This window comes from Ezakiella massiliensis (genome assembly GCF_059862345.1).
This window is the reverse complement of the sequence record NZ_JCBCEO010000006.1, coordinates 79,125-91,589: the sequence shown is the minus strand read 5'-3', so window position 1 is coordinate 91,589 and position 12,465 is coordinate 79,125. Positions and strand designations below refer to the sequence as shown.

The following is a 12,465-nucleotide window of genomic DNA, read 5'->3' as shown; positions in this document are numbered from 1 at the left end:
TATAAAGATAAATAAATTCTAAATATAAAAAATTGTGTAATTCCAAAAAATCATACAATTGCAATAATTGGCAATAATGACTCAGGGAAAACCACTTTTTCAAGGTGTCTATGCGGTTTAGAAAGAAAGTTTAATGGAAAAACTGTGATTGATGGGAAAACACATACAAATAAAGAAATGCTTAAAAAATCATTTTTGGTAATGCAAGATGTTAATCATCAATTATTTACGGAGAGCGTAAATGAGGAGATACGAATCTCAACTGATAAAATTGATGATAATAAGATAAATGAAATATTGGATAAATTTAATTTAAAGAGTAAATTTGATTCCCATCCTATGACTTTATCAGGAGGAGAAAAACAAAGACTTGCTATAATTACCGCATTAGTCTCTAAAAGGGAAATTTTAATTTTTGATGAGCCTACTTCTGGACTTGATAGGGACAATATGCTTGAGTTTTCAGATTTTGTAAAGGAACTTTCAGATGATATAACTAAAATTATTGTAACTCATGATTATGAGTTGATTTTAGAAATTTGTGATTATGTTATACATCTGGAAGATGGAAAAATTAAAGACTCCTATTTTTTAAACGATAAGGGAAATGAGAAATTAAAGGATTATTTTTGTGATAATCAAATATAAAAGGCTAAAAAAGTATAATTTAATATTATTTATAATCTATTAAAAATAAAGTAGGTTTAGTGACATGGTGCAACAATATAAAAGTATTGATAAATAGAATAGGATGGTGGATCTGTTGAATAATAAATGGATAAAAACAATTTTTGAATTTGCGTCGAATTGCAAAGATAAGTTAATTTTGTCAGTAATCATGGCAATTATTGGTGTATTTTGTAGTATCATACCTTACTGGGCAGTGTACAGGCTAATGATAACTTTTATGGAGCAAAAGGCAAGTGTAGAATATGTCGTATGTTATGGAGCTATTGCAATCATCTCCTATGTTGTAAGATATATTTGTCATGGAATATCAACATCATTATCACATATATCTGCTTATACAATTTTAAGAAATATTCGAGAAAAATTAGGTGAAAAACTACTTAATATTTCTATGGGAAATGCGTCAAAAAAGACAATTGGAGAGTATAAGTCGATTATTGTCGATAAGGTTGAAACAATTGAAATGCCTCTTGCCCATATCATACCAGAATGTATATCTGCCTTATTTTTATCAGTGTCTATAGCAATTTTCATGTTATTCATAAGCTGGGAAATGACACTGGCAATGCTTCTTACGGTTCCTTTTGCCCTAATCGCATATAAAAAACTTATGGGAAATTTCAATGAACTCTATGAGGCTCAGATGAAGTCAAATAAATACATGAATTCTACAATAGTAGAGTACATTGGTGGTATTGAAGTAATAAAAACCTTTAACCAAGATAGCCAATCATATCAGAAATATATGGATGCTGTAAACGGATATAAGGAGCATACCTTAAATTGGTTTAAATCAACATGGAATGTTATGAATTTTGCAAGTTCTGTGTTGCCATCAACATTTCTAGGGACATTACCAGTAGGAATGATTTTATATTTAAAGGGCTCATTAACTCCAGCTGATTTTTGTATATGCTTAATGCTGTCACTGGGGATAGTTAGTCCTCTTACACAGTTTACAAACTATGTAAATCTGTTAAAAAGTATAGAATATGCAATAAAGGACATAAATGAAATTTTACAAATACCTAATCTTATTTCAACGGATAGAGAAGTAGCTGTTGACACAATGAACATAAAATTCAAGGATGTATCTTTTTCTTATGATGATGAGAATACGGTCTTAGAAAATATAAACTTAGATATAGCTGAGAATTCTTTTACAGCCATAGTTGGACCATCTGGATCAGGTAAATCCACTATCGTTAAACTTATTTCAAGATACTGGGATATAGATGAAGGAGAAATAACAATAGGTGGAAAAAACATTAAAAATATACCTTTGAAACAGCTTAATGATTTTATTGGCTATGTTTCACAAGATAATTTCTTATTCAATGAAAGTATCATGGAAAACATACGAATGGGAAATTCTAATGCAAGTGATGAAGAGGTAATTGAGGTGTCAAAAATCTGTGCTTGTCATGATTTTATTATGGAACTTGAAGATGGATACAACTCAAATGTAGGAAGCCTTGGAAGTAAACTCTCAGGCGGACAAAGACAGAGACTTTCTATAGCCCGAATGATGTTGAAGAATTCACCTATAATCTTACTTGATGAAGCTACAGCCTTTATAGATCCAGACAATGAAGAAAAAATACAAGAAGCAATTAAGCTTTTAACAAAAAACAAAACCTTGATAGTAGTAGCACATCGATTGTCTACTGTAAAAGATGCAAATAAAATAGTTGTCTTAAACAACAAGAAGATATTAGATGTAGGAAGTCATGACGAACTACTTGAAAGATCTAGCCTATATAAAGAGATGTGGTTATCCCATATAGGAGCAAAAACAAAGTCTACGGTATCTAATATAGGAGGAGAAAGATATGTTTAAAACTACAAGTAGAATTTTAAAATGGGCTAAAAAATATAATAAAAGAATGAAAAAAGGCTTCATCTATTCCTTTTTAAACTCTGTTTTTATTTCTATGCCTATCATGTTATCTGTATATGTATTTAACCTTATTCTTGAAAACTATTTTGGCGAAGGAAATTATGGAAACAAAGAAATAATTACAGTTACAATACTAATGATTATATTTGTACTGGGAAGATATGCTAGTTCTTATCTTAAAGCTGTAAATCAAGAAAGCATAGGCTATGAAGTAACCGCTGACCAAAGAATCCAAATCGGTGATGTACTAAAAAGGGTAGCACTTGGATTTTTTCAAGAAAACAACCCTGGAGAACTTACTAGTGCTGTAACTACTGATTTATCTTTCTTTGAAAACTATGCTATGAAGATGATAGATATTGTCATTAATGGCTATATAATGGCAGCTGTCATGATACTTAGTATTTCCTTTTTATCTTGGAAATTGGGAATAATTGCTGTTTTGGGGGTATTGACTTCATATCTATTCCTAGCAATGCTTGGTAGATTTTCAGAAAAAAACTCTATTCCTTACCATAAGGCTCAAAATGATTTGGTGGAAGCCACAATGGAGCTTGTGATGGGACTTCCAATAGTTAGGGCCTTTAACAAAGATAATGCCAGTCTTAAAAACTTCAATGAGGCTATTTTAAATAGCAAACAGACAAATATTAAAATTGAAAGCCAGTACACACCCTTCAACTGCTTACATTTATTTTCGTTAAAATTAGCATCAATTTTAATTGTGATACTTGCTGGAATTATGACTATAAAGGCTCAAATAGAAATGCCTATTATGATTGCAGTGTTCATATTTTCCTTTATTATGTTTTCTTCGGTAGAGAATGTAAACTCGGCAACCCATGTTTTAGAGGTTCTGGATAAAACATTAGATAATTTGGACAAAATGAAGAGTGCAGATTTTTTAGATGAAAATGGAAAAGATTTGCCCTTAAAAAATCATAATATTATCTTTGATAGAGTAAGTTTTTCATACGATAAGACACCTATTATAAAAGATGTTTCCTTTAAAATTCCAGAAAAAACAATAACAGCTATAGTCGGACCGTCAGGTTCAGGTAAAACAACAATATGTAATCTTATTTCGCGTTTTTATGATGTAAAGGAAGGTAGTATAAAGATTGGAGATGTAGATATAAGGGATTTAAGTTTGTCCAGTTTACTGTCTAATATAAGTACAGTATTTCAAAAAGTATATCTATTTAATGATACAATCGAAAATAATATAAAATTTGGAAAGCCTACTGCCAGCAAAGAAGAAGTAATTAATGCAGCAAAAAAAGCTCAGTGCCATGACTTTATTATGAAATTACCAAATGGCTATAAGACAATTGTTGGTGAAGGCGGTGGAGCCCTATCAGGAGGAGAAAAACAGAGAATATCTATAGCAAGAGCCATGCTAAAGAATGCCCCTATAATAATCCTAGATGAAGCAACATCTAGCATAGATCCAGAAAATGAATATTTAATACAAAGAGCCATATCTAATTTAAGTGAAGGTAAAACAGTAATTATCATTGCCCATAGAATTGTAACAATAGAGGAAGCAGACCAAATACTTGTATTGGATGATGGGGAAATTGTTCAAAGAGGAAAACACAGAGATTTAATAGAAGAAGGGGGACTATATAGAAGTTTTATGAGAATCAGGGGTAAAGTAGAAAATTGGAAAATATAATAAGGAGATAAAATAAATGCTAAAATTGAGTCACATATCATGTAGGGGTTGATAATTTACAAGAGGCTTCAAAAAAAATCACCGAAATGGGATTTAAAATCGAGTGGGGTTCTAAAAATATTAATAAATCAAATAACTTTTTTATTTGGTTAGATGATGGACATTTTTTAGAAATATTTACCATTAAGAAAAGATATTTATCGGGAGGATTAGGTTTATTGTTTTTATATGGTAGATACCCAGCAAAAAAATGGTGGTATTGGTATAAGGCGAAAAACTCATGGTGCGATTTTGCATTGGAAGATTTCGATTTGAAGAATACATCAATTGAACATGGAAAATGGAAAACACTTGTTAATATTGAAAAAACAAAGCAAGAAGTTAAGAACAAAGGGTTTAAAGTTTCTAAAAAGACAATGCATTGGAGTAGAAAGAACTATAAAGAGCAACAAGCGTATTTTAGTTTTTTTGTATTTCAAAATATTAGATTACCTTTTATTGTTTCTAGATATGAGCCAAATCAAAAACTATTATGTGTGAATCATATAAATGGATCATATAGATTAGGGTACGTACGTATAGATGCATCATATAAGGACTATCAAGAAATGAATACTATTACGAAAAATGATAATGGAATTATAATTGAGAAAGGAGATAAAACATGTATAAAGGAGATAGGGATAATTGGATTGAATAAAGAATTAAGGTTTTGTGAAATGGTGTTTAAACCAGTGGTCAAATAAACAAATAATTATTAAAAATTAACTTACTAACAATATATTGATGATTATAGGTTTACTATTATAGAGTTTAATAAATGCTAAAATGGAAGTATTAGTAAAAATGATAAATAAATTAATAGAAGAACGAAAAAAATTAGAATGGGTTGATTTAACTCACAGTTTTGATGAAAATAGCCATAGATGGAAAGGGTTTAAACCCCTAAAAAAAATAATATTGGATTTTAATGAGTATCCAGTAAAAGCACATGAATATACTTTCCTTGGTCAATATGGCACTCATATTGATGTACCAGCTCATGTAGATCCTGATGGTATGACGCTAGATAAAATAGAATTAAAAAGAATTGTGAAGGAGTAATTTGGGATTACAAATGAAATTATGTTAAAACATGTAAACAATTGCATTTCAGATTATATTGGATTGCAAAAAGAACATGAAAAAAGATTAAAAACATATGCGAAAATTATATATCAAGAGAGGAGGTTCGATCATGATTTTATTTTTAAAACATTTAACGTTCATGAAAAGACATTAAAAAGTTTTAATGTAAATCTATCTCCGTATATTGGAGAGGTAGAAGTCATATTAAATGAAAAATATATGATTGACCATGATATTGCTTATGATCAAATAATTAAAAAGTGGAAGGAGATATGTTTTGGGATACTTAAAAGCAATGAGATTAAAGTGAATTTAGGCTATTGCGAAGAAGAAATAGATAGTATACTTTTAAAATCAATGATATAGGAGGAGAATAGAAATGGATAATAAGTTGAAGGGAAAAGATTTAATAACAATAGGAATCTATACAGCCATATATTTTGTAATCAATTTTGCCTTTATGGTGGCAGGAATGATACCAGTTATGTGGATATTAATGTCTGCATTAATTGCACTTTTTACAGGAATACCATATATGATGATATGTAATAAAGTTAAAAAGCCAGGGGCTATTTTAATAATGGGTACTATTACTGTTTTGATTTACTATGCGACTGGTCAATTTACAACAGTTATTCTTACAACTTTTGTAATAGGTTGTATACTTGCAGAAATTATAAGAAAAGTTACTAATTATAAGAGTTTTTTAGGAAACACTTTGTCATTTGCCTTTTTTTCTATTGGTATGATAGGTTCTCCACTACCTATTTGGTTATTTAAAGAATCATTTTTTGCACATATAGCAGAGGTGGGGATGTCACAGGACTATATAAATACCTTAGAAAAATTTACTTCACCTGTGGTACTGATAGGAGTCTTTGTTTTGACTCTAATATGTGCAGTACTAGGTTCTTTGTTTGCAAGGAGGATAATGAAAAAATATTTTAAAAAAGCGGGTATTATGTAAAATGAATAAAGATAAATTAAATTTAGACCCAAGAGCAGGGATTTTCCTGCTCTTTATTTTGAACTTTACAATATTTAACGTATCAAAAACTTCTGCATTGTTTCTTTTATTGCTTTGGAGTTGTATATATGCTGTATACAATGGATTTTACAAGATATCAATAAAATTTGTTATTGCATACTTGCTGTTTTATGGGATAGAGTTTTTTGTCTTACCAAAGTTACCAAGTTTAATTGCTGTGTCTTTTGCTATTTTGCTAATGTATGTTTTAAAAATGTTATCAGTAGCATTATTTGGTTATACTTTTGTTAAAACAACAAGTTTATATGAGTTGATTAGTGCCCTTAGAAAAATGCATTTTCCAGAAAGTATTATAACAGGCTTATCAATAACGCTTAGATATTTTCCAGCCTTGAAAGAGGACTATGCTAAAACACGTGATACTATGAAGTTAAAAAAGATGTCGACCATAGATAAATTAAATGGATTAATTATTACCACTATTATGAGAGCTACATTAAATATAGAGGAATTATCACAAGCTGCAACGGTAAGAGGTATAGACAATCCTGTAAAAAGAAATTCAATAATTGAATTACATTTTAAAAGAAGAGATTTGCTTGTATGTGTCATATCTTTTGCTTTCTATGCTTTGGTTTATTTTAGATATTAAGAGGAGGTAAAGATATGATTGAATTAAAAGATGTTTCTTATTCTTATTCAGAAGAGGAACAGATAGTAAAAAATCTAAATCTTAAGATACAAGATGGTGAATGTATTTTGTTATGTGGAAGAAGTGGATGTGGAAAAACAACAATAGGCAGAATTATAAACAATTTAATCCCACGTTTTTTTGAAAACGGACGTATGAAGGGGGAGGTTTATATTGATGATAAAAACACCAATCAATTTGAAATGTATGAATTATCCAGACTAATTGGAACAGTTTTTCAAAATCCCAAAGCACAATTTTTTCATACAAATTCAGATGCAGAAATCGTTTTTGGTTTGGAAAATAGTGGAATGGAATCTGAGGAAATTATAAAAAGTTATAAAAAAGCTGTAGATGAATTGAATATACAAAATTTGACAAACAAAAATATGTTCTTAATGTCAGGTGGAGAAAAGCAGATCATTGCCTTTGCATCTATTTATGCTATGAACCCTAAAGTTTATGTTTTGGACGAGCCTACTGCAAATATTGACAAGACAACAATTCTAAAAATCAGAGAAATCATAGAGAAGTTAAAAAAAGAAGGACATACTATAATTATTTGTGAGCATAGATTGTATTTTTTAAAGGATTTAGTAGATAGAGTATTATATGTAGATAAAGGAGTTATTAAACAATCTTTTTCTGGAAAAGATTTTTTTAAGTTAGATGACATAAAAAGAATATCAATGGGCCTTAGATGCTTAGAAGAACCAACTTTAAAAATTGAAACTAAGCAAAACATATCAAACAATTCTTTAAAGATTGAAAATGTATCTTGTAATTATGGTGAAAAAAAAATATTTGAGAACTTAAAGCTAGGAGTAAATGAAGGAGAAATACTAGGAATTATAGGAAAAAACGGTGTAGGAAAAACTACTCTAATTAGGTGTATTGCAGGCCTGCACAAACAATCAGAAGGTCAAATCTCACTAGATGGGAAGGTGCTAAATAGTAAAGAAAGACAGAAATTATCTGCAATGGTTATGCAAGATGTAAATTATCAATTGTTTACAAATAGTCTAGTTGAAGAATGTCATTTAGGAAATAATTGTAGTGATAGTCAGATTGAAGAAGTTTTAAAGGAATTAGGATTAATTGAACTTAAAGAACTGCATCCTATGGTACTTTCAGGAGGACAAAAACAAAGGTTAGTAATTGGAAATGCAGTGTTATCAGATAAACAAATATTTATTTTTGATGAACCAACATCAGGACTAGATTACGAAGGAATGAAAGTAGTATCTAAGGAACTTAAAAAATTAAGTAAAAAGGGTTACTATATTTTTATAGTATCTCATGACATAGAGTTTATAAACGCTACTTGTGATAGAGTTTATGAATTTTAAAATTTAACAGGGAGAATATATTAAGCACTGTAAAGTATTTATTATACATGGAATTGTGATGATAGGAAAATAGGTAAATAATTGCACTAGAAATTTAAAAGAATACTAGGTAAAAACATATAAAATTTGTAAATATGAATAATGTATTAAGGTATTGACAAATAAAAATGGGGACATAGACAGATATAGAGAGGTTAAAAAGAATGTATAAAGTAGGTATTTTAGGATGTAGTGGGAATATTGGTTCAATTGTTCTAGAAGAAACTTCTAAAACTGAAGATAATTATATTTATGCAGCAACTAGAAACAAAAGAAATATTATTAAGAAAAACAATATACAGCACAAGATTTTTGATATTGAAAATAAAGATAAACTAAATGATTTTATTTCTAAATGTCAAGTTGTAATAAATTGCACTGGTATAAAAAATGCAAACATTATTAATGTTTGCATGGAAAACAATGTAAATTATGTGGATCCATCATTTTTTGATCTAAGTGAAACTGTAGAATTACCTAAAACAAAACAAAATAATTGTATAATTTATTCAGCGGGATGCAATCCTGGATTAACAGAGGTTTTCATTAAGTACATTGATACAGAATATAGTCCTCATAAATTGGAAATCATTTTTTCTGGTAGTGGAAGTATGTCGAAATCAGCAATAGAGGAGTTATTAGATATTTCAAATGAATATAAAAGTTCGTTCCGTTCTTTTGTAAGAGGTAATAGTATTGAGAAAATGGAAACTTGGGAAATAAAAAGGAAGCTGAATCATTTATCTGGAGATGTTATTTGTATACCAGTAATTAACCAAAGCTTTTTCAAATGTATTAATAGCACTGATATAAAAACAGCATATTTTTATAATACATTTAAAAGTGAAAAAATCATTTTAAAACTAATTGAAGCAAAAAGCATTATTGAAAAGGATGAGAAAATCTATAGGAATTATATTTCTGAATTAATAGGCTTATTTGAAGAAGAAAGTGTAGGCTATAATTCGTCATTTACTAATTACTATTGTATTTTTTCAAATGGGTTAAATTATAAAAAAAGAATAACTTTAGAATCAAAACTGGACTGGAATAAGCTTACAGCTGTTGTTATAACAGAAGTTATAAATTTGTTGAAACATAATAAAAATTTAAAACATGGGATAGGCGAAGTTTGGGAAATGTTTGATGCTTATGAGATAATAAAAGTTTTTTTGCGTAATGGGTATATTAAAATATCTAACATCCGTATTTGATGTCAGATATTATGAAATTATATTGTATTTAAGAGATTTGGAGAAAAAATATGGGTTATTTAATTTATGGTTTCGTTATTTTTATTACTATGTATTTTGCTATGTTTTTTCTAGTAATTAGCATAATGCATAGAAAAATATTTAATAAAAGAATAGACTATGTAAATAGTGGGGGACTTTTTTCTGAGGTCAATCAAAAATCAGTATTTTTTGATAACTCCGATAAAAAAAATGATTCTTTTTTTAGATTTGGGATATTTTTTTACCCAAAGAGCCCAAAGAATATTAATGAAAACAACCATTTAATAATATTAGTATGTGGATATGAGGAATCATATTTAGATTTTAAATCAGAGATATTTTTCTGGATAGAAAATGGATATACTGTATTCTGTTATGACATCAAAGGAACTGGGAAAAGCACAGGCAAATTAATTGGTGGATTTACTCAGTTTTTAGAGGATTCCTTATTAGCTATTGAGTATATTGAAAAGAATGAAAAATTCAATAAAGTATCTTTAATAGGTCATAGTATGGGTGGATTTGCAGTAGCAACTTCATTAAAGTTTAAGAAGAACTTTATAGACAATAGTGTAGTCATCTCAGGATTTGATTATCCATCCGAATTTGTAAGAAAGAGTATAGCAAGTAACTTTCATATAATTTTTACTTGGCCTATAGAAATTACCATAAAAATCATTGAATTTCTTAAATTTGGTAAGCTATCTTTTAATAAGTCAATTAAAAGTATTAATAATTTCAATAAACCTGTTTTAATAATTCAATCTATTGATGATATGGTTGTAAAGATTAGTAATTCAATTTATGAAAAAAAGGAAAAGATTACTAACAAAAATGTTGAATACATCTTACTCAAAAATAGTGGTCACAATCCTACAAAAAATATTACTGGTGGTTTAAATATAGATTTAATGAATAAAATTAATGAGTTTATTTCAAATAATTAACTAAGCAATTAATAAATAATATTTTTTTGTTTTTTTATAAATTGAGTTTAGAACTATATTTAGTATAAAGATGGAGGAGATTAACTTTAAAACAAACATTTTTAAAGGATACTTTACATGATGAGGCTATTATCTATATTAGAGAAATTTAGAACGGATATTAGGGTGTTTGTTATTCTGATTGAAAAATTTAAAATGATGAAAAAACCGCTACATAGAGGACTCGATTTATTAAAATACCGTAGTCCTCTATTATAATTAATCTTATTTAGCCATATTAACTATACTTTTCACTTCTCGTGGATAAACTCCTTTGAACCTTTTATAAAGTTTACTAAATCGGCTAGGCGAAGTATAACCTACTGTTTTTGCAATATATCTAATTTCAAGATCTGTATTTAACAAAAGTTGTTCAGCTATATTCATTCTTTTTCTTTGGGTGAATTCTGTAATACTCAAGTTGTTTTTTTTCTTAAATGAAGCAGAATTAATGCAAATATATCTACTTTTAGTGATATATTTGAAAGGGATGGAGGTAGATATATCAATGAAGAAAACTATAAATAAAACCACGATAAGAATACCTATCTATTTTAATATCATGTTTATGTTAACTTTTTAGGTTTAACAGAAAACAGTTTTTAGTTTTAAAACTCCTATTTTTCAGAGGACTCGACATGCCTAAATGCCGTAGTCCTCCTTTTTTATTTTCAAAAAAGAATTTGAAAAAGAAAAGGAGGACAAGATGTCTAAAGAAAAATATATTTATGTAGATGGAAAGAAAATATATGTAAGCGATGAAATTTATAGAGAATATAAGAAACTAAAGAATCGTGAAGAGTATCTATCAAGACTAGATAGAAAGTATAGAGATCTTTATTTTACAAGCGAAAATGATGCTATAGAAAATATAGTAGATAAAAGTGTAAATGTAGAAAAGATAATTGAGACTAAGCTTAGAATAGGGGATCTATATAAGGCACTTGATAACTTAAATGAGGAAGAAAGAAAGATAATCGATGCTTTATATTTTGAAGAAAAAACAATCCGAGATCTAGCAAAAGAAAAAGATGTATCTTCCAAAAAAATTTTCACATCAAGAAATAAAATATTACAAAAACTAAAAAAACTACTCGATGGAGAAGATTAGGGAATTACTAAGGATCTTCTTGTTTTATGGGAAATTAAAAAATAATTCAAAAAAATGGAAACAAGAGGCATAAAAATTAAGGTTTATATATAGAGGGACTTTTATACCTCGTTATATATAGATTTTGAACCTTGACAACTGAATAGACCAAGACAAGACGTTAACTGTTAATTGAGCAATTTACAACTTACGCCAAGATAAACCTGCTAAGATAATTGGTTTAAATGAATACCTACATTTGTGGAGGATATAAGGTTTGGAGCGATAAATAAGTTTGTATAAAAAGAGGGTGGCAACTTTTGTGCGATGATATTAACAGGGATAATGATACTTCTACAGTTGAAGCCGGCTCATCTTGAAAAGGGGCGGAGGTGAAATTCCTATGTTGCAGCCAATGCACTTGTCAATGTCAAAAAACTTAAAAATATTGAAGATAAGGAGAAGATATTATGTGTGATGAACATAATATAAATACGGAAATGAAAACAGATAAAAAAGATAAACAGATAATAAATCAAATTGATGGTTGGAATATAGAAGTTAAATTTAATGAAAATGGATTTAGCTTAGAAAATTTAGTAGAGGAATACATCAAAGAAAAATTTTCTGTCTATTAGGGGCTGACAAAAAATATAAGGAGCGTTATAATATTTTTGTGGAAGCCTAACCT

The 12,465-nt window shown here is 28.6% G+C and carries 13 protein-coding genes and 1 pseudogene; 13 read left to right on the top strand and 1 reads right to left on the bottom strand.

Translation table 11 applies throughout. The features are described 5' to 3' along the window. Positions 1–15 precede the first annotated feature (15 nt). From AC6FXG_RS08060 to AC6FXG_RS08010, 11 genes are all read left to right on the top strand, one after another. A complete protein-coding gene (locus AC6FXG_RS08060; protein ID WP_222847459.1) occupies positions 16–648 on the top strand; it encodes an ATP-binding cassette domain-containing protein in 633 nt (210 codons plus the stop codon). Positions 649–751: 103 nt separating this feature from the next. Then, positions 752–2,530 (top strand): ABC transporter ATP-binding protein, encoded by a 1,779-nt coding sequence (locus AC6FXG_RS08055; RefSeq protein ID WP_148466094.1) that lies wholly within the window; start codon positions 752–754, stop codon positions 2,528–2,530. Further along, on the top strand, positions 2,523–4,268 hold the full coding sequence (locus AC6FXG_RS08050; protein WP_148466093.1) for an ABC transporter ATP-binding protein: 1,746 nt from the start codon (positions 2,523–2,525) through the stop codon (positions 4,266–4,268). The genes AC6FXG_RS08055 and AC6FXG_RS08050 overlap by 8 nt, the downstream gene beginning before the upstream one ends. A gap of 86 nt (positions 4,269–4,354) precedes the next feature. Next, a complete protein-coding gene (locus tag AC6FXG_RS08045; RefSeq protein ID WP_148466092.1) occupies positions 4,355–5,014 on the top strand; it encodes a hypothetical protein in 660 nt (219 codons plus the stop codon). Positions 5,015–5,096: 82 nt separating this feature from the next. Further along, the gene (locus AC6FXG_RS08040) at positions 5,097–5,372 is read left to right on the top strand and encodes a cyclase family protein (RefSeq protein WP_148466091.1); all 276 of its coding nucleotides are present in this window, start codon (positions 5,097–5,099) and stop codon (positions 5,370–5,372) included. Positions 5,373–5,393: 21 nt separating this feature from the next. Beyond that, the gene (locus tag AC6FXG_RS08035; RefSeq protein WP_004830224.1) at positions 5,394–5,762 is read left to right on the top strand and encodes a hypothetical protein; all 369 of its coding nucleotides are present in this window, start codon (positions 5,394–5,396) and stop codon (positions 5,760–5,762) included. A 13-nt stretch (positions 5,763–5,775) separates the two neighbouring features. Beyond that, a complete protein-coding gene (locus AC6FXG_RS08030) occupies positions 5,776–6,363 on the top strand; it encodes an MptD family putative ECF transporter S component (protein ID WP_148466090.1) in 588 nt (195 codons plus the stop codon). A 1-nt stretch (position 6,364) separates the two neighbouring features. Beyond that, positions 6,365–7,036 carry an energy-coupling factor transporter transmembrane component T gene (locus tag AC6FXG_RS08025; protein ID WP_004830229.1) on the top strand — a complete coding sequence of 224 codons (672 nt, stop codon included), beginning with the start codon at positions 6,365–6,367 and terminating at the stop codon, positions 7,034–7,036. Positions 7,037–7,050: 14 nt separating this feature from the next. Next, complete coding sequence (locus AC6FXG_RS08020; protein ID WP_148466089.1) at positions 7,051–8,424, top strand: ABC transporter ATP-binding protein; 1,374 nt, start codon at positions 7,051–7,053, stop codon at positions 8,422–8,424. 203 nt (positions 8,425–8,627) lie between these two features. Then, positions 8,628–9,677, top strand: coding sequence for a saccharopine dehydrogenase NADP-binding domain-containing protein (locus tag AC6FXG_RS08015; RefSeq protein WP_500572275.1), 1,050 nt, complete (start codon positions 8,628–8,630; stop codon positions 9,675–9,677). A 50-nt stretch (positions 9,678–9,727) separates the two neighbouring features. Further along, the gene (locus AC6FXG_RS08010; protein ID WP_148466087.1) at positions 9,728–10,645 is read left to right on the top strand and encodes an alpha/beta hydrolase family protein; all 918 of its coding nucleotides are present in this window, start codon (positions 9,728–9,730) and stop codon (positions 10,643–10,645) included. Positions 10,646–10,909: 264 nt separating this feature from the next. Here the strand turns inward: AC6FXG_RS08010 and AC6FXG_RS08005 are convergent. Further along, positions 10,910–11,122: pseudogene (locus AC6FXG_RS08005) on the bottom strand (helix-turn-helix domain-containing protein); the annotation flags it as partial. A 268-nt stretch (positions 11,123–11,390) separates the two neighbouring features. On the opposite strand from AC6FXG_RS08005, the gene AC6FXG_RS08000 reads away from it, so the two are divergent. Together AC6FXG_RS08000 and AC6FXG_RS07995 are read left to right on the top strand one after the other, a co-directional pair. Beyond that, complete coding sequence (locus AC6FXG_RS08000) at positions 11,391–11,795, top strand: sigma factor-like helix-turn-helix DNA-binding protein (protein WP_262347775.1); 405 nt, start codon at positions 11,391–11,393, stop codon at positions 11,793–11,795. Between the two features lie 449 nt (positions 11,796–12,244). Beyond that, entirely contained in the window at positions 12,245–12,412 is a 168-nt protein-coding gene (locus AC6FXG_RS07995) for an aminoacyl-tRNA hydrolase (RefSeq protein ID WP_148466085.1), read from the top strand. Positions 12,413–12,465: the final 53 nt, after the last annotated feature.

Coding starts and splice junctions, on each gene's coding strand:
- AC6FXG_RS08040 (WP_148466091.1), top strand. CDS start 5,097: ATGGAAGTATTAGTAAAAATGATAAATAAATTAATAGAAGAACGAAAA.
- AC6FXG_RS08035 (WP_004830224.1), top strand. CDS start 5,394: ATGTTAAAACATGTAAACAATTGCATTTCAGATTATATTGGATTGCAA.
- AC6FXG_RS07995 (WP_148466085.1), top strand. CDS start 12,245: ATGTGTGATGAACATAATATAAATACGGAAATGAAAACAGATAAAAAA.
- AC6FXG_RS08050 (WP_148466093.1), top strand. CDS start 2,523: ATGTTTAAAACTACAAGTAGAATTTTAAAATGGGCTAAAAAATATAAT.
- AC6FXG_RS08025 (WP_004830229.1), top strand. CDS start 6,365: ATGAATAAAGATAAATTAAATTTAGACCCAAGAGCAGGGATTTTCCTG.
- AC6FXG_RS08055 (WP_148466094.1), top strand. CDS start 752: ATGGTGGATCTGTTGAATAATAAATGGATAAAAACAATTTTTGAATTT.
- AC6FXG_RS08045 (WP_148466092.1), top strand. CDS start 4,355: ATGGGATTTAAAATCGAGTGGGGTTCTAAAAATATTAATAAATCAAAT.
- AC6FXG_RS08020 (WP_148466089.1), top strand. CDS start 7,051: ATGATTGAATTAAAAGATGTTTCTTATTCTTATTCAGAAGAGGAACAG.
- AC6FXG_RS08015 (WP_500572275.1), top strand. CDS start 8,628: ATGTATAAAGTAGGTATTTTAGGATGTAGTGGGAATATTGGTTCAATT.
- AC6FXG_RS08010 (WP_148466087.1), top strand. CDS start 9,728: ATGGGTTATTTAATTTATGGTTTCGTTATTTTTATTACTATGTATTTT.
- AC6FXG_RS08030 (WP_148466090.1), top strand. CDS start 5,776: ATGGATAATAAGTTGAAGGGAAAAGATTTAATAACAATAGGAATCTAT.
- AC6FXG_RS08000 (WP_262347775.1), top strand. CDS start 11,391: ATGTCTAAAGAAAAATATATTTATGTAGATGGAAAGAAAATATATGTA.